At 71.8% G+C, this 16,982-nt stretch carries 13 protein-coding genes and 1 riboswitch; of the genes, 4 read left to right on the top strand and 9 right to left on the bottom strand.

Features of this window, described 5'->3' with window-relative positions; genetic code table 11:
- The first annotated feature begins 30 nt into the window (after positions 1-30).
- A complete protein-coding gene (gene sepH / locus ACFVTC_RS39200; RefSeq protein ID WP_390134051.1) occupies positions 31-1,113 on the top strand; it encodes a septation protein SepH in 1,083 nt (360 codons plus the stop codon).
- Positions 1,114-1,253: 140 nt separating this feature from the next.
- Here sepH and ACFVTC_RS39195 read toward each other — a convergent pair whose 3' ends face one another.
- A complete protein-coding gene (locus ACFVTC_RS39195) occupies positions 1,254-2,105 on the bottom strand; it encodes a sulfurtransferase (RefSeq protein ID WP_390134049.1) in 852 nt (283 codons plus the stop codon).
- 324 nt (positions 2,106-2,429) lie between these two features.
- Between ACFVTC_RS39195 and ACFVTC_RS39190 the strand changes: the two genes are divergently transcribed.
- Entirely contained in the window at positions 2,430-3,233 is an 804-nt protein-coding gene (locus ACFVTC_RS39190; protein ID WP_390134047.1) for a VOC family protein, read from the top strand.
- Between the two features lie 109 nt (positions 3,234-3,342).
- On the opposite strand, the gene ACFVTC_RS39185 is transcribed toward ACFVTC_RS39190, so the two are convergent.
- The 4 genes from ACFVTC_RS39185 to ACFVTC_RS39170 all read right to left on the bottom strand — a co-directional run bounded on the left by ACFVTC_RS39185 (position 3,343) and on the right by ACFVTC_RS39170 (position 8,769).
- A complete protein-coding gene (locus ACFVTC_RS39185) occupies positions 3,343-3,990 on the bottom strand; it encodes a thymidine kinase (protein WP_390134045.1) in 648 nt (215 codons plus the stop codon).
- Between the two features lie 47 nt (positions 3,991-4,037).
- Positions 4,038-5,225 carry an alkaline phosphatase family protein gene (locus tag ACFVTC_RS39180; protein ID WP_390134043.1) on the bottom strand — a complete coding sequence of 396 codons (1,188 nt, stop codon included), beginning with the start codon at positions 5,223-5,225 and terminating at the stop codon, positions 4,038-4,040.
- The gene (locus ACFVTC_RS39175; protein ID WP_390134041.1) at positions 5,225-5,812 is read right to left on the bottom strand and encodes a DUF5998 family protein; all 588 of its coding nucleotides are present in this window, start codon (positions 5,810-5,812) and stop codon (positions 5,225-5,227) included. Before ACFVTC_RS39175 ends, ACFVTC_RS39180 begins: the two co-directional genes overlap by 1 nt.
- A gap of 110 nt (positions 5,813-5,922) precedes the next feature.
- Positions 5,923-8,769 carry a GNAT family N-acetyltransferase gene (locus ACFVTC_RS39170; protein WP_390134039.1) on the bottom strand — a complete coding sequence of 949 codons (2,847 nt, stop codon included), beginning with the start codon at positions 8,767-8,769 and terminating at the stop codon, positions 5,923-5,925.
- 178 nt (positions 8,770-8,947) lie between these two features.
- On the opposite strand from ACFVTC_RS39170, the gene ACFVTC_RS39165 reads away from it, so the two are divergent.
- Complete coding sequence (locus ACFVTC_RS39165) at positions 8,948-9,229, top strand: HPr family phosphocarrier protein (RefSeq protein ID WP_148010890.1); 282 nt, start codon at positions 8,948-8,950, stop codon at positions 9,227-9,229.
- A 184-nt stretch (positions 9,230-9,413) separates the two neighbouring features.
- Here ACFVTC_RS39165 and ACFVTC_RS39160 read toward each other — a convergent pair whose 3' ends face one another.
- From ACFVTC_RS39160 to ACFVTC_RS39145, 4 genes are all read right to left on the bottom strand, one after another.
- Positions 9,414-10,109, bottom strand: a complete 696-nt coding sequence (locus tag ACFVTC_RS39160; protein ID WP_390134037.1) for a GntR family transcriptional regulator — start codon at positions 10,107-10,109, stop codon at positions 9,414-9,416.
- 188 nt (positions 10,110-10,297) lie between these two features.
- The gene (locus ACFVTC_RS39155; protein WP_390134035.1) at positions 10,298-11,062 is read right to left on the bottom strand and encodes a M23 family metallopeptidase; all 765 of its coding nucleotides are present in this window, start codon (positions 11,060-11,062) and stop codon (positions 10,298-10,300) included.
- Positions 11,063-11,075: 13 nt separating this feature from the next.
- A riboswitch (cyclic di-AMP (ydaO/yuaA leader) is annotated at positions 11,076-11,237 on the bottom strand.
- A 249-nt stretch (positions 11,238-11,486) separates the two neighbouring features.
- Positions 11,487-12,875, bottom strand: coding sequence for a M16 family metallopeptidase (locus tag ACFVTC_RS39150; protein WP_390134032.1), 1,389 nt, complete (start codon positions 12,873-12,875; stop codon positions 11,487-11,489).
- A complete protein-coding gene (locus ACFVTC_RS39145) occupies positions 12,872-14,236 on the bottom strand; it encodes a M16 family metallopeptidase (protein ID WP_390134115.1) in 1,365 nt (454 codons plus the stop codon). The genes ACFVTC_RS39150 and ACFVTC_RS39145 overlap by 4 nt, the downstream gene beginning before the upstream one ends.
- Before the next feature lie 286 nt (positions 14,237-14,522).
- Here ACFVTC_RS39145 and ACFVTC_RS39140 point away from each other — a divergent pair, with 286 nt between their 5' ends.
- Positions 14,523-16,982: a DNA topoisomerase (ATP-hydrolyzing) subunit A gene (locus ACFVTC_RS39140; RefSeq protein WP_390134031.1), complete on the top strand. Its 2,460-nt coding sequence runs from the start codon at positions 14,523-14,525 to the stop codon at positions 16,980-16,982.

The following is a 16,982-nucleotide window of genomic DNA, read 5'->3' as shown; positions in this document are numbered from 1 at the left end:
CACACTCGACTAGCGGAAGCAGCGACGCACGTGACGTCGGCAGGCACCACCCGGGAGGTCCCCATGCCGGAACTGCGTGTCGTGGCCGTCTCTAACGACGGCACACGGCTGGTGCTGAAGGCTGCGGACAGCACGGAGTACACGCTTCCGATCGATGAGCGTCTGCGCGCCGCCGTCCGCGGCGACCGTCCCCGCCTCGGCCAGATCGAGATCGAGGTGGAGAGCCATCTCCGCCCCCGGGACATCCAGGCCCGGATACGAGCGGGTGCCTCCGCGGAGGAGGTCGCCCAGCTCGCCGGGATCCCCGTCGACCGGGTGCGCCGTTTCGAGGGCCCCGTGCTCGCCGAGCGTGCCTTCATGGCCGAACGCGCCCGGAAGACTCCTGTCCGCCGCCCCGGCGAGAACGCCGGACCCCAGCTCGGTGAGGCGGTCCAGGAGCGGCTGCTGATCCGCGGCGCCGAGAAGGACACCGTCCAGTGGGACTCGTGGCGTCGCGACGACGGCACCTGGGAAGTCCTGCTGGTCTACCTGGTCGCGGGCGAGCCGCACTCGGCGAGCTGGACGTACGACCCGCCCCGGCGGCTCGTCCAGGCCGTCGACGACGAGGCGCGTTCGCTGATCGGCGAGTCCGACGATCTCGCGGCGCCCGAACCGAGCTTCCCGTTCGTGCCGCGCATCGCGCGACTGCCCCGTGACCGTCCGCTCGACCGTGCCCTGGACCGGCAGATGGAGCGGCCGAGCCTGCCGCCCTCCGAGCCGGTCGACGAGGGCGCGGGCGACCGCGACTCGCTCACCAGCCTCCTGGAGGCGGTGCCCAGCTTCCGGGGCGACATGGTGGTGCCCGAGCGGCCCTCCACCACGGAACTCCCGCCCGCGGAGGAGCCCGCCCCGGAGCCCGAGGCGGAGGAGCCCCCGGCTCCCGCCGCCTCGGCCGGTGCCGGTTCCGCCTACGCGGACGTCCTGATGCCCCGCTCGGTCGGCAGCCACCGCGACCGCCTGGTCGGCGCGACCGACCGCCAGGCCGAGGCCGACGGCGTCCGCCCCGGCCGCAGAGCGGCGGTACCGAGCTGGGACGAGATCGTCTTCGGCACCCGGCGCAAGAAGCAGGACTGAATGAAGAAGCCGGCTTGAAGCGGCGGGGCGAGAGTCCGGACGCGGCCGGAACGCGACCACCGGCCACTCGGCCGGTCACTCGTACGAGCGATGGGGCCCCCACCGGATTCGCGTCCGGATCGGTGCGGGCCCCGTCGTCGTCACTGGGGGTCGGGCCCCACGGCGACCGGCCGGTTCCCGTCCCGGGACCACTCCGACCACGAACCCACGTACAGCGCGGCCGGAATGCCCGCGACGGCGAGCGCCAGCACCTGATGGGCGGCGGAGACGCCCGAGCCGCAGTAGACACCGACCTCCGAAGTGCCGGTCACACCCAGGGACTTGAAGCGGTCGGCCAGCTCGGCGGCGGGCCTGAACTCCCCGCCCTCGGTGACGTTCTCCGTGGTCGGCGCGGACACCGCGCCCGGGATGTGACCGCCGACGGGGTCGATCGGCTCCACCTCGCCCCGGTACCGCTCTCCCGCCCTCGCGTCGAGCAGCAGCCCCGTACGGGCGAGAGCGGCCGCTCCGTCCGCGTCGAGCAGCGAACGGGCACCCGGCACCGGGACGAAGCTTCCGACGCCGGGCGAGGGGACCTCGGTGGACAACGGTCCGCTCCACGCGGCCAGGCCGCCGTCCAGCACACGCACCGACGGGTGACCCGTCCAGCCCAGCAGCCACCAGGCGCGCGCGGCGGCCCACCCGGTACCGCCGTCGTACACGACCACATCGCGGTCCTCGGACACGCCGGCGGCCCGCATCGCCGTGCCGAAGACCTCGGGATCGGGCAACGGATGACGGCCGGCGTCACCCGCCTTTCCGGCCAATTCGGCGTCCAGGTCGACGAAGACCGCACCGGGGATGTGGCCGGCCCCGTAAGCGGCCCGGCCGTCGAAGGGGGCGGCCCCGTCGGCCGTGGCCAGGGTGAGTTGCCAGCGGATGTCGAGCACGACCGGCGGGTTCGGCCCCGCCAGATCGCTCGCGAGTTCGGAGGCGGAGATGATGGCGTTCATGGCCACCATCCTCGCGCACGGGGTGGCCCCGGCGTCCAGCTCCGGCTACTCTGCTCGGCCGGACAGGTCCGATCACGAGGCGTACGGGATCGGGCACGTGCTGTACAGCCGATGGACACCCTGCGGCAATGGTGCGGAAACGGACGGGAAATGGCACAACGGGCATCCTCCGGCAGTGGACCGCGACATGACGGTGCGGTCAGGGCGCGCAGGGTGACGGGTAGTGCGAGCATCGACACGGGGCGTGCACGCGCGCGGCTGCGGTACGCGTGTTGGTAGGCGGACGGTGAACGGCCACCGCGAGGGGCCGAGGAGAGAGTGACGATGACCGAGGCACGGGGGCCGGCCGGCCTGAACGGCACAACGCACACTCGGCACGCGCCCGGCGTTCCCTGCTGGGTGAGCCTGATGGTGCACGCAATGGACACGACCCAGGAGTTCTACGGAGAACTGTTCGGCTGGGAGTTCGAGCCGGGCCCGCGGCAGCTCGGCCCCTCCGCGCGGGCCCTGCTGGACGGTCACGAGGTGGCGGGCATCGGGCAGATGCCGCCCGACCAGCACCTGTCGATCGCCTGGACGCCGTACTTCGCCTCGAACGACGTCAACCAGACCGCCGAATCGGTACGGCACTGTGGCGGCACGGTGGGTGTGGGTCCGCTCGACGCGGGCGACGCCGGGCGGCTGGCCATCGGTCTGGACCCGACCGGCGCGGTCTTCGGGATCTGGCAGGCGGCGGCGCATCTGGGCACCGGGATCATCGGGGTGCACGGCACGCCCGCCTGGATCGAGCTGGTGACCCGCGACACCGAGAGCGTAGTCAAGTTCTACCAGGGGGTCTTCGGGCACGAACTGGAGCCCGTCGTCTCGGCCGACTTCGACTACGTGACCCTCCAGTCGGGTGGCCGCGCGGTCGCGGGCATCCACGGCGTCGGTCACGGCCTGCCCCGCGACCGCGGCCCGCACTGGCTGACGTATTTCGAGGTCACGGATGTCGACGCCGCCACCGCCCAGGTCACCGAGCTCGGCGGGCACATCCTCAGGGCCGCCCACGACTCGACCTACGGGCGCGTGGCCACGGTGGCGGATCCGGAGGGCGCGGTGTTCTCGGTCATCCACACCGACCGCTGACGGGGCCGGCGGAGCGGACGGCCGGTCGACGTCGGACCGCCGGTCGACGTCGGACCGCCGGCCGGGCCGTCGCTCCGGCGGACGGCCGGCGGGGGCGGTCCCGACGCGGTCAGACGGAGGCGATCGGGAGCACGTCCGGGGAGAGGGCACCCGCGCGGGCGGTCGCCGCCGTCATCCGCCGGCGGTGGTGCCGACGGCACAGGACCTCGTAGCCCACGTTCTCCGCCTGGTTGACGTCGCCGACGACCACCTGCGCGCCCTCGACGACCATTTCGCCGCCTATCGTGCGGGCGTTGTGGGTGGCACGGGCGCCGCACCAGCACAGGGCCTCGACCTGGAGGACCTCCACCCGGTCGGCCAGCTCCACCAGACGCTGCGAGCCGGGGAAGAGCTTGGAGCGGAAGTCGGTGGTGATACCGAACGCGAAGACGTCGATGTCCAGTTCGTCGACCACCCGTGCCAGTTGGTCGATCTGCAGGGGAGCCAGGAACTGGGCCTCGTCGGCGATCACGTAGTCCGCGCGGCCGCCCTGCGAGAGGTGCTCGACGAGATACCCGTACAGGTCCTGGTCGTCGGCGACCTCCACCGCGTCCGTGACCAGACCCAGGCGTGAGGACAGCTTGCCCTCGCCCGCGCGGTCGTCGCGCGTGAAGATCATGCCCTGCAGGCCCCGGGCCGAACGGTTGTGCTCGATCTGCAGAGCCAGCGTCGACTTCCCGCAGTCCATCGTTCCGGAGAAGAACACCAGCTCGGGCATGGGGGGTTGAGCACCTTTCGGCGAGAAGGGGGGCGGACGCAGAGGGGTCAGGAACGTACTTCCAGGAGCGGGACGTGCTGCTCCGCCGGTGTCATCGAACCGTGGTTTCCGACCATCGCGGACTCCTTCGGCTCCCGCTCGGTCGCGATGATCAGGACGTCGTCCCGGGCCGCCGCGACGACATCGCCGATACGGGCGTACACCCGTTCGTCGACATGGGGTCCGAACCAGCCCGCCGCGATCGCCTCGTCGCGCGAGGCCACCCAGAACTGCTCGCCGAGCACCTCGCGCCAGCAGGTCAGGACGTCCGCCTCGGCGCCCGGGACGGCGTACACATGCCGGGCCCGGCCCTCGCCGCCGAGCAGCGCGACCCCGGCACGCAGCTCCCAGTCCTCGTCGAAGTCGATGCGGTGCTGCTCGTCGAACGGGATGTCGACCATGCCGTGGTCCGCGGTGACGTAGAGCGCGGAGCGCGGCGGCAGCTGCTCGGCGAGGCGCTGGACCAGCCGGTCGACATACATCAGCTGGCCGCGCCAGGGGTCCGAGTCGACGCCGAAGCGGTGGCCCTTGCCGTCCACCTCGGCGTAGTACGTGTAGACCAGGGAGCGGTCGCCCGCGGCGAGTTGGGTGGCCGCGAAGTCCATGCGGTCCTCGCCGGTCAGCCGACCGTGGAAGGTGCCGCCGCTCAGCGCGACCTTGGTGAGCGGGGTGTTCTGGAAAGTGGGGGACGAGACCTGGGCGGTGTGCACTCCGGCCGCGTCCGCCAGCTCGAAGACCGTGGGGTACGGCTGCCAGGTACGCGGCTGCGTCCACGGGGTCCAGCGGAGCTGGTTCATCAGCTCGCCGGTCCCGGGGTTGCGCACGGTGTACCCGGGCAGACCGTGCGCGCCGGGCGGCAGGCCCGTGCCGACGGAGGCGAGGGAGGTCGCGGTGGTCGCCGGGTAGCCGGCGGTGATCGGCCGTCCGGTGCCGCCCCGGGACGACGCCAGGAGCGACGTCATGAAGGGGGCCTCGTCGGGATGCGCCTTCAGCTGCTCCCAGCCGAGACCGTCGATCAGGAAGACGCAGTTGCGGTCGGCGCCGGTCAGCTCCGGTATGGCGGCGGTCATACCGGGTACCGACATGCCCGCGGCGAGCGTGGGCAGCAGATCCGCCAGTGATCCCGCGCCGTACTCGGGGACGGGCGCGGACCCGATGGCCAGGGGTTCCGGGTGTTCCCAGGTGGAGAGGGCCATCAGTGCGCGGGGTCCGCGGTCGCCTCGGAGAGGGACTGCGCGAAGGCCAGGGCCTGGCGGACCGTCTCCGGGCCGTCCCCTGCCTCGCTGACGCGCAGGCTCAGGTCGTCGGCCGTCGAACTGCCGGTGTAGCCGTGGTCCGCCTCGCAGTTGGGGTCGCCGCAGGCCGCGGGCTCCAGGTCGATACGCGCGACCGCGCCCCAGCCGATGGTCAGGACGACCTCACGGGGCAGGGTGCCGGGCGCGTACGACTCGGGGTTGGCGACGACACGGCTGACCACGACCGACGAGATCCGGCCGAGCTTCACGGACTCCGTCGACGTGGTGGCGTACGGCGTCGGCGAGGTCGTGTCCGCGTTCTGCTCGTCGGTGTGGCTCACGATGAAGCGGTTACCGGTCAGGACGAGCACGGTGACGTGCCGGCGCACCTCGTTGGCGTCGAACGTCGTCTCCTGGTGGACCAGGTACGACCGGATGGCCTCGCCGCCGATCGCGGCCTCCACCGCCTCGGCCACGAGGGCCGGGTAGTAGCCGCTGCGCTCGATCGCCGCTCGCAGCCCCTGGGTCGTCGTACTGGTCTTGGCCATGACGTCCATCCTACGGGGGCCCACTGACTGCGAGGCACCGCTCGTGGTTCTCTGTCGTGGACGGATCAGAACGAACGCGGGACCGCACCGGTGCGGCGCTGGGCCGCCGCTCAGACGACGGGCAGCGTCCGGGGGCCGAGGTCGCCGCGGAGGGGGGCACGGGCCAGCCGTACGGAGGCGCCGAGCACGCTCAGGCCGTGCGGGGCGACGACCACGGGCTCCAGGGAGACTCCGACGACCTCCGGATGGTCGTCCACCAGGCGCGACACCCGCAGCATCACCTCTTCGAGGGCCGCGGTGTCGACCGGCGCCGAGCCGCGCCAGCCGAACAGGAGCGGCGCCGTCCGGATCGCCCGGACCAGCGAGCCCGCGTCCCGGTCGGTGACCGGAATCAACCGGTGCGCGGTGTCCCCCAACAGTTCCGAGGCGGCTCCGGCCAGGCCGAACGAGAGCACCGCACCGGCCGCGGGGTCGATGACGGCCCGTACGACCGTGTCCACCCCGCGCGGCGCCATGCCCTGCACGACCGGCCGCAGCTCCTCGGGCGTTCCGAAAAGCTCGGTCAACTCCGCGTAGGCCCTGCGCAGTTGCTCCTCGTTCGCCAGGTCCAGGCGTACGCCGCCGAGGTCGGCGCGGTGTCGCAGGTGCGGGGCGGTGGTCTTGAGGGCCACGGGGTAGCCGAGGGTCCGCGCGGCCGCGGCCGCTTCGGCGGGCGTCGGTGCGGGCAGCGCGCGGCGTACGTCGACGCCGTACCGCCCGAGCAGCGCGCGGGTGTCCTCGGCCCCCAGCGTCAGCCCGGTGCCCCGGGACAGCAACGCGTCGATCTGCTCGGCGGCGCCCTTCTCGTCGATGTCCTCGTACTCGGGCACCTTGCCGGGCTCGGCCGCCTCCCTTCGCCACTGGGCGTACTTCACGGCTTCCGCGAGCGCGCGGACGGCGCGCTCGGCGGCGGGGTAGGCGGGGATGAGGCGCGTCTCGTCGGCGGCTCCGGTTCCGGCGGGCGGCCGCGGCGGGTCCTGTCGCCCGACCGGGGCGGATCGCTCGCCGGGCCGGGCGGCGTCCGTGGTGCCGACGGGCCCGGGACCGGCCTGCGGGGCCGTACTGGCGGCGGCGGACAGCGCCTCGGCGAGGCCGCCGAGCTCGACGTGCGCCACCAGGACCGGCTTCGCCGGGGCCGAGGCCGAGGCCGAGCGCAGCGCCTCGGCCAGGGCCGCGTCCCGCACGGAGGTCTCCCCCACCGCGGGGATGGCCGTGACCACGACGGCGTCGCACCTGTCGTCGGCCAGTGCCCGCTCCAGCGCCCGGTGGAAGTCCTCCGCCGAGGCCGCCGTGGTCAGGTCGAGCGGCGGCAGCGGCCGCAGCCCCTCCGCGAGGCACGCGTCGAAGGTCAGCAGTCCCAGCGACTCGGAGTTGCCGAGGATCGCCACCCGGGGGCCGGGAGGGAGCGGCTGGCGGGCCAGCAGAAGGCCGGCGTCGACCAGCTCGGTGATCGTGTCGACCCGGATCACCCCGGCCTGTGCCAGCAGCGCGGAGACGGTGGCGTGCGGCAGCCGGGTGGCCCGTACCGCGTGCCCCTGGGGAGCGGCGGCGTGCCGGGCGCCCTGCACCACGACCAGCGGCTTCGCCGCCGCCGTCCGCCGTGCCAGCCGGGTGAACTTGCGCGGGTTGCCGATGGATTCGAGGTACATGAGGGCGACGTCGGTGTCCGGGTCGTCGTACCAGTACTGGAGGACGTCGTTGCCGGACACGTCCGCGCGGTTCCCGGTGGAGACGAACGTGGACACACCGGTGACGCCCGTGACGCCGCCGCCGCGCCGGTGCAGCCGGGACAGCAGGGCGATGCCGATCGCGCCGGACTGGGCGAACAGGCCGATCCTTCCGGGGCGTGGCATCTCCGGTGCCAGGGAGGCGTTCAGGCGCACGTCGGGAGAGGTGTTGATGATCCCGAAGGTGTTGGGGCCGATGATCCGCATGCCGTACGTACGGGCCTGGCGGACGAGCTCGCGCTGGCGCTCGCGACCGCCGGGGCCGCTCTCCGCGTACCCGGCGGAGACGACGACGAGGCCCTGCACACCGTGCTCGCCGCACTCCGCGACGACCTCGGGGACGTACGGCGCGGGCACGGCGACGACCGCGAGGTCGACGTGCTCGCCGATGTCGCGGACGGAGCGGTGCGCGGGGACCCCGTCGAGCTCCTTCTCCTCGAGCGACTTGTTCACCGCGTACAGCCGGCCCGTGAAGCCGGCCTCGCGGAGGTTGGCGAGGACGCTGCGGCCCACCCCGCCGGCCGTACGTCCCGCGCCGATGACGGCGACCGAGCCGGGCGCGAGCAGCCGCTGCACGGAGCGGGCCTCGGCGCGCTGCTCCCGCGCGCGCTGCACGGCGAGGGAGCGGTCGGTGGGTTCGAGGTCGAACTCCAGGCGTACGACGCCGTCCTCGAAGTGCCGCTTCTGCTGGTACCCGGCGTCCGTGAACACTTTGATCATCTTGGTGTTGGCGGGCAGCACCTCGGCGGCGAACCGGCGGATGTCCCGTTCCCTCGCCACCGCGGCGATGTGTTCGAGGAGGGCCGAGGCGACGCCGCGGCCCTGGTGGGCGTCCTGGACGAGGAAGGCGACCTCGGCCTCGTCGGCGGGCGCGGAGGCGGGCAGGCCACCGGCACCAATGCGGTCATAGCGTACGGTGGCGATGAACTCGCCGCCGATCGTGGCCGCGAGCCCCACCCTGTCCACGAAGTCGTGGTGCGTGAAGCGGTGGACGTCCTTGGCGGACAGGCGCGGGTACGGCGCGAAGAAGCGGTAGTACTTCGACTCGTCCGACACCTGCTCGTAGAAGCTGACCAGGCGCTCGGCGTCGTCGACGGTGATGGGCCTGACACGGGCCGTCCCTCCGTCACGCAGCACCACGTCGGCCTCCCAGTGGGAGGGGTACTCGTGCCGGTCCGACGAGGTCTGCATGGGGCCCAGAGTACGGCTCGCGTCCGTCAGCGGCGCGAGGCAGGCTAGGGGCAGCGGATTCGGATCCAGGCCGGGGTCCGAAGCCGGGTCCGGGGCGGGTACGACACCCGCTTCGGACGCGCTTCACTCTATGGAACACTGGTCTAGACAACCCTGAACCCCTGAAGGGCAGCATCACATGGCTGAGCGCCGCGTCAACGTCGGCTGGGCCGAGGGCCTCCACGCCCGTCCCGCCTCCATCTTCGTCCGGGCGGCCACGGCCTCCGGCATCCCCGTGACGATCGCCAAGGCGGACGGCAACCCCGTCAACGCGGCCTCCATGCTGGCGGTCCTCGGCCTGGGCGCCCAGGGCGGCGAGGAGATCGTCCTCGCCTCGGAGGCCGAGGGCGCGGACGCCGCCCTCGACCGACTGGCCAAGCTGGTCGCGGAAGGCCTCGAGGAGCTTCCCGAGACCGTCTGAGGCGCCCCCCCCTCGCGGGGCTCCCCCATTGACGGCGGCGAAGTTTTCCGGACCGAAGAACGTCGCCCCGCCGACATCGCGAAGGGCTCGCCCGAAAACATCGGGCGAGCCCTTCGCTATTTCGAATTACGGGCAGCAGAAATAATCTCCCGCGAATTACCTCTCTTTGTATACGGCCCCCGTGTTAATGACGCAGGCCCGTCATGTTTACGGGATGTTGCGAAGTCCTCACACGGTCCGGGCGGTCTCCCCCGCCGGGAAACCTCAGCCGGTGCGCGGCCGTCGCGCGCTCGGTGTGCAGCGCCGTGACGGCCCGCGCCCGCTCACCGTCACCGCGCGCCACGGCGTCCACGATGCCGCCGTGCTCCGCCCAGGACTCCGCCGGATCGGCGGGCGCCTCGACCGCGTACATCCAGGCGATCTTGTGCCGCAGCTGGGCCAGCGTGGACGTCAGCGCGGGACTCCCGGATGCCTGTGCGAGCGTCTCGTGAAACCAGCCGCCCAGGGAGCGCAGATCCTCGCTGTTCCCCCTCCTGGAGCGCTCCTGACCCAGCCTGACCAGGCCTCGCAGCACCTTGAGATGGGCTTCGGTGCGCCGCTGGGCGGCCCGGAACGCCCCCAGCGGCTCCAGGAGCATGCGCATCTCCAGCAGGTCCGCGGCCTCCTGCTCGGTGGGCTCCGCCACGCACGCCCCCGCGTGCCGCCGGGTGACGACGAATCCCTCGGCCTCCAGGGTGCGCAGGGCCTCGCGCACCGGGACCCGCGAGACACCGTAGCGGCGCGCGAGCAGTTCCTCGGTGAGCCGGCCGCCGCGCTCGTAGACACCCGCGACGATGTCGTCGCGGATCGCCGTGCATACCGAGTGCGCGGGAATGCGCATGACCGGACCTCCGCCTTAATCCCCGCGAAACGCGGTCGATCGACGCTCGTTCGGCGACTCTATTGCAGCGAGCCGGAATTTCCGATGGCGGGCCTGAATCCATGGATATTTTTTGGACAGACAGCCGTTCGAAACGACGAAGCCCCGACTCGGGTGAGCCGGGGCTTCGGAAGTGCGGACGCCGGGCGTCAGACGTTCACGCCGTGCGAGCGGAGGTAGGCGACCGGGTCGATGTCGGAGCCGTACTCCGCCGTGGTGCGGGCCTCGAAGTGGAGGTGGGGCCCGGTGGTGTTCCCGGTGGCCCCGGAGAGGCCCAGCCGGCCGCCCGGCGTGACGGTCTGGCCGACGGAGACACCGATGGACGACAGGTGGCCGTACATCGTGTACGTACCGTCGATCATCCGCAGGACGACCTGGTTGCCGTAGGCGCCGCCCCAGCCGGCCGTGACGACCGTGCCCGAGCCGACCGCGTGGACGGAGGTCCCGGACGCGGCGTGGAAGTCGACGCCGGTGTGGCTGCCGGAGGACCAGAGGCTGCCGCCGGCCTTGTAGCCGGTGGAGACGTACGAGCCGGGGATCGGCAGGACGAAGGTGTTGAGACGCTTGCGCTCGGCGGCTCGGGCCGCGCGCTCCTCGGCCTCGCGCTCCTTCTTGGCCTCCTCGACGGCCTGCTTGCGCGCGGCCTGTTCGGCCTCGAGACGGGCGGCGGCCTCGTCGGCGGCATGCTGCTGCGCGGCGGCCTGCGCGTCGATCCGGGCGGCGACCGTGTCGCCGATGGTGATCGCCTGGGTCAGTCCGGTCTGCTCGACGGAGCTGTCCGCGGCGAAGGCCGGGGCGGCCAGGGTTCCGATGACACCGGTGGTGGTGAGCGCCGCGACGCCGACGGCGTTCGACGTGGTGCGCTTCACGCGGCTCGGACGACGGTGTTTCCCGGTGCCACAGGTGAACGCCATGAAGGGGCTTGGTCCTTTCCTTCCCTCTCGCCTACCGGGTTAGCTGACGGGTTCGGAGCAGGAAGGTCTCCTACGGACGCCCTCGCGGGGAGGGGGTCCGATTCACCCCAGGGACTGCGTACGGGTCCCCGGCTCCCCTGGCTCGCGCCGTACGGGGACTCGGCGATGACTGTCCGGTGCCGCGGACGCGGCGCACTGCCTGACGAACAGCCGGACCGACGCTAAGGGGGCCCTCTTTCAATCGACAAACGGATCGCGGCTTTTGTAGCGCATGCCACAGGGCAGAAAGGCAACCTCCCCATCAATACGGACAAATTGAGGATGTTGTCCGGGCATAAGGGGACCCGGGCGACTCTTCGGTCACCCGGGCCCCTCCGTGCTCGCGATTTCCGCCGCGCTGTCCGCCGCGTCGTCCGCTCCGCTTCTACTCCGCGGCCACGACGGTCACTTCACCGATACCGAGCGCCTTGACGGGCTCCTCGATCTGCGCGGCGTCGCCCACCAGGACGGTGACCAGACGGTCCACCGGGAAGGCGCTCACCGCCGCCGCGGTGGCCTCCACGGTGCCGGTCGCGGCGAGCTGCTGGTACAGCGTCGCCTGGTAGTCGTCCGGCAGGTACTGCTCGACCTGGTCGGCGAGCGTGCCCGCGACGGCCGCAGCGGTCTCGAACTTGAGGGGTGCCACGCCCACCAGGTTCTGCACGGCGACGTCCCGTTCGGCGTCCGTCAGACCGTCCGCGGCGAGGGTGCGCAGCACCTTCCAGAGGTCGTCCAGCGCCGGCCCGGTGTTCGGGGTGTCCACGGAACCACTGATGGCGAGCATCGCGATGCCCGTGCCGTCCGGGGCGGAACGCATCACCTGGCCGAAGGCCCGCACCCCGTAGGTGTAGCCCTTCTCCTCGCGCAGTACGCGGTCCAGGCGCGAGGTGAGGGTGCCGCCGAGGCAGTACGTGCCGAGCACCTGGGCGGGCCAGACACGGTCGTGCCGGTCCGAGCCGACGCGGCCGATCAGCAACTGCGTCTGCACCGCGCCGGGGCGGTCCACGATGATCACGCGGCCGGTGTCGTCGGCGGTGACCGGCGGCACGGGGCGCGGCTCGGCCAAGGAGCCCGTCCAGGCGCCGAGCGTCTCGGCGAGCAGCCCGTCGAGGTCCACGCCGGTGAGGTCGCCGACGATCACGGCGGTGGACGTGGCCGGGCGGACGTACCGGTCGTAGAAGGCGCGGACACCCGCAGCGTCGATCTTCTGGACGGTCTCCTCGGTGCCCTGCCGGGGACGGGACATCCGCGAGGTCGCCGGGAACAGCTCCCTGGAGAGCTCCTTGGCGGCGCGGCGGGCCGGGTTGGCGCTCTCGTGCGGGATCTCGTCGAGCCGGTTGCGCACCAGCCGCTCGATCTCGCTCTCGGTGAACGCCGGTGCCCTCAGGGCGTCGGCGAGCAGACCGAGAGCCTTGGGCAGGCGTGAGACGGGCACTTCGAGCGAGAGGCGTACGCCGGGGTGGTCGGCGTGCGCGTCGAGGGTGGCGCCGCAGCGCTCCAGCTCGGCGGCGAACTCCTCGGCGGAGAGCTTGTCGGTGCCCTCGGAGAACGCGCGCGCCATGATCGTGGCGATGCCGTCGAGACCGGCCGGCTCGGCGTCCAGCGGCGCTGCGAGCAGCACCTCGACGGCGACGACCTGCTGACCCGGGCGGTCGCAGTGCAGCAGGGTCAGGCCGTTGTCCAGCGTGCCGCGCTCGGGAGCGGGGAAGGCCCAGGGCTTGGGCCGGCCGGCCTGCGGCTGCGGGTGGAAGTCCATGGTGGCGAGCTCGGTCACTTCGCCGCCTCCTCGTCGGTGTCGTCGGCGGCGTCGGTGGCGTCGTCCGTGCCGGTGGCTTCGTCGGCGATCGGCTCGTAGACGAGCACCGCGCGGTTGTCGGGGCGCAGGCGGGCCTTGGCGACCTCCTGGACCTCCTCGGCGGTGATGTCGAGGATGCGCTGCACGGCCGTCAGGGCGAGCAGCGGGTCGCCGAACAGGACCGCGTACCGGCACAGTTCGTCGGCGCGGCCCGCGACCGTGCCGAGCCGGTCCAGCCACTCGCGCTCCAACTGGGCCTGGGCGCGCTCCATCTCCTCGGCCGTGGGGCCCTCCTCGGCGAACCGGGCGAGCTCCTCGTCGACCGCGGTCTCGATGACCGGGACCTCGACGTCGCCGGACGTCTTCACGTCCAGCCAGCCCAGGGAGGGCGCCCCGGCGAGCCGCAGCAGGCCGAAGCCGGCCGCGACGGCGGTGCGGTCGCGGCGTACGAGCCGGTTGTACAGGCGGGAGGACTCGCCGCCGCCGAGGACGGTCAGGGCGAGGTCGGCCGCGTCGGACGCGCGCGTGCCGTCCTCGGGGAGCCGGTAGGCGGCCATCAGGGCGCGCGCCGGGACCTCTTCCTCGACCACCTCGCGCAGCTGTCCGCCGATGGTCTCGGGCAGCGAACCGTCGCGCGGGGCGGGCTTTCCGTCGTGCCCGGGGATGGAACCGAAGTACTTCTCGATCCAGGCGAGCGTCTGCTCGGCGTCGATGTCGCCGACGACCGAGAGCACCGCGTTGTTGGGCGCGTAGTAGGTGCGGAAGAAGGCGCGGGCGTCCTCGAGGGTCGCCGCGTCCAGGTCCGCCATGGACCCGATGGGCGTGTGGTGGTAGGGGTGGCCCTCGGGGTAGGCGAGCGCGGTCAGCTTTTCGAAGGCGGTGCCATAGGGCACGTTGTCGTAGCGCTGCCTGCGCTCGTTCTTGACGACGTCCCGCTGGTTCTCCATGGACTCGTCGTCGAGGGCGGCGAGCAGCGAGCCCATCCGGTCCGCCTCCAGCCAGAGGGCGAGCTCCAGCTGGTGGGCCGGCATCGTCTCGAAGTAGTTGGTGCGCTCGAAGCTGGTGGTGCCGTTGAGCGAACCGCCCGCGCCCTGCACCAGTTCGAAGTGGCCGTTGCCCTTCACCTGGCCCGATCCCTGGAACATCAGGTGCTCGAAGAGGTGGGCGAGTCCGGTACGGCCCTTGACCTCGTGGCGCGAACCGACGTCGTACCAGAGGCACACCGCCGCGACCGGGGTCAGATGGTCCTCGGAGAGCACCACGCGCAGGCCGTTGGCCAGGCGGTGCTCGGTCGCTGTCAGGCCGCCGGAGCCTGTCTCAGCTGTGGCCGTGTGACCCATGGGCATGTACGTCCCTTCGATCGCGGAAACTGCAGAATTCCTGCCGGTCCTGCCACTGTATGCAAGCGTGCCGACAGGTGGCGAAGTTCCCGCGCCCCGTACGCCGAGAGCGAGATTCACCTGCGGCGGTAGGGCGGGCTCCCGCCCGCCCCGAGCGAGCGGAAAGGGGCTCCGCGGAGCCCCTACGGACGGGTCGCGGTCGGCGTTGTCAGCGGGGCGGTCCACAATGGTGCGCGTCAGATCCCGTTCATGCCCCGGCAGAGACTGTGAAGGAGCCGCAGCAGCGATGGCCCGCCGCAGCACGAAGACCCCGCCGCCCGACGACTCGTACGAGGAGAAGATCCTCGACATCGACGTCGTGGACGAGATGCAGGGCTCCTTCCTCGAATACGCGTACTCGGTCATCTACTCGCGAGCCCTGCCGGACGCCCGTGACGGCCTCAAGCCCGTGCACCGACGCATCGTCTACCAGATGAACGAGATGGGGTTGCGCCCCGACCGCGGCTACGTGAAGTGCGCGCGCGTCGTCGGCGAGGTCATGGGTAAGCTCCACCCGCACGGCGACGCGTCGATCTACGACGCCCTGGTGCGGCTGGCCCAGCCCTTCTCCATGCGCCTGCCGCTCGTCGACGGGCACGGCAACTTCGGCTCGCTCGGCAACGACGACCCGCCGGCCGCCATGCGTTACACCGAGTGCCGGATGGCCGACGCCACGTCACTGATGACCGAGTCCATCGACGAGGACACGGTCGATTTCTCGCCGAACTACGACGGCCAGGAGCAGGAGCCCGGCGTCCTCCCCGCGGCGTACCCGAACCTCCTGGTCAACGGCTCGTCGGGCATCGCCGTCGGCATGGCGACCAACATGCCGCCGCACAACCTCGGCGAGGTCGTCGCGGCCGCCCGGCACCTCATCCGCTATCCGGGCGCCGACCTCGACACGCTGATGAAGTACGTGCCGGGCCCGGACCTGCCCACGGGTGGCCGGATCGTCGGCCTGTCCGGGATCAGGGACGCCTACGAGTCGGGCCGCGGCACCTTCAAGATCCGTGCCACGGTGTCGGTGGAGGACGTGTCGGCCCGCCGCAAGGGTCTCGTCGTCACCGAACTGCCCTTCACCGTCGGCCCGGAGAAGGTGATCGCCAAGATCAAGGACCTGGTCGGCTCCAAGAAGCTGCAGGGCATCGCCGACGTGAAGGACCTCACCGACCGCGCGCACGGCCTGCGCCTGGTCATCGAGGTCAAGAACGGCTTCGTGCCGGAAGCGGTCCTGGAGCAGCTCTACAAGTTGACGCCGATGGAGGAGTCCTTCGGCATCAACAACGTTGCCCTGGTGGACGGTCAGCCGCTCACCCTGGGCCTCAAGGAGCTCCTGGAGGTCTATCTCGACCACCGCTTCGAGGTCGTGCGCCGGCGCAGCGAGTTCCGCCGCGGCAAGAAGCGCGACCGGCTTCACCTGGTCGAGGGTCTCCTCGTCGCGCTGATCGACATCGACGAGGTCATCCGTCTGATCCGGTCCAGCGAGAACTCGGCGCAGGCCAAGGAGCGCCTGATCGAGCGCTTCTCGCTCTCCGAGGTCCAGACGCAGTACATCCTGGACACCCCGCTGCGCCGCCTCACCAGGTTCGACCGTATCGAGCTGGAGTCGGAGCGCGACCGGCTCAACGGCGAGATCGACGAGCTGACCGGGATCCTGGACTCGGACGCCGAGCTGCGCAAGCTGGTCTCCACCGAACTGGCCGCGGTCGCGAAGAAGTTCGGCACCGACCGGCGCACGGTGCTCCTGGAGTCCGCCGGCTCCGTCGCGACGACGGTTCCGCTCCAGGTGGCGGACGACCCGTGCCGGGTGCTCCTCTCCTCGACGGGCCTGGTCGCCCGTACGGCCAACGGCGAACCCTTCGCCGAGGCGGAGGACGCCAAGCGCACCAAGCACGACCTGATCGTCTCCGCGGTGCAGGCGACGGCCCGTGGTGAGATCGGGGTGGTCATCTCCTCGGGCCGGCTGCTCCGGCTGAACGTGATCGATCTCCCGCAGCTGCCGGAGACCGCGTCGGCACCCAATCTCTCCGGAGGCGCGCCGATCTCGGAGTTCCTGTCCTCCCTGGAGGCGGACGAGACGGTCATCTGTCTGACGACGCTCGACGAGTCGTCGCCCGGCCTGGCCCTCGGCACCGAGCAGGGCGTCGTCAAACGTGTGGTACCCGACTACCCCCTGAACAAGGAGGAGTTGGAGGTCGTCACCCTCAAGGACGGCGACCGGATCGTCGGCGCGGTCGAACTGCGCACCGGCGAGGAGGACCTGGTCTTCGTCACCGACGACGCCCAGTTGCTGCGCTATCAGGCCTCTCAGGTCCGCCCGCAGGGCAGGGCCGCTGGCGGGATGGCGGGCATCAAGCTCACCGACGGCGCGAAGGTGATCTCCTTCACGGCGGTCGACCCGGCGGTGGACGCGGTGGTCTTCACCGTGGCCGGCTCGCGCGGCACGCTGGACGACTCCGTCCAGACCACGGCCAAGCTGACACCGTTCGACCAGTACCCGCGCAAGGGCCGGGCCACGGGTGGTGTGCGCTGCCAGCGGTTCCTGAAGGGCGAGGACTGCCTGTCGCTGGCCTGGGCGGGCGCGGCTCCGGCGCGGGCCGCGCAGAAGAACGGCACACCGGCCGAGCTGCCCGAGATGGACCCGCGCCGCGACGGCTCGGGCGTGTCGCTGGCGAAGACGGTGTCGGTGGTGGCGGGTCCGGTGTAG

It is taken from the genome of Streptomyces sp. NPDC057950 (assembly GCF_042887295.1).
In the GTDB taxonomy this organism is placed as follows: domain Bacteria; phylum Actinomycetota; class Actinomycetes; order Streptomycetales; family Streptomycetaceae; genus Streptomyces; species Streptomyces kaempferi.
This window is presented reverse-complemented; position numbering and strand designations above follow the sequence as displayed.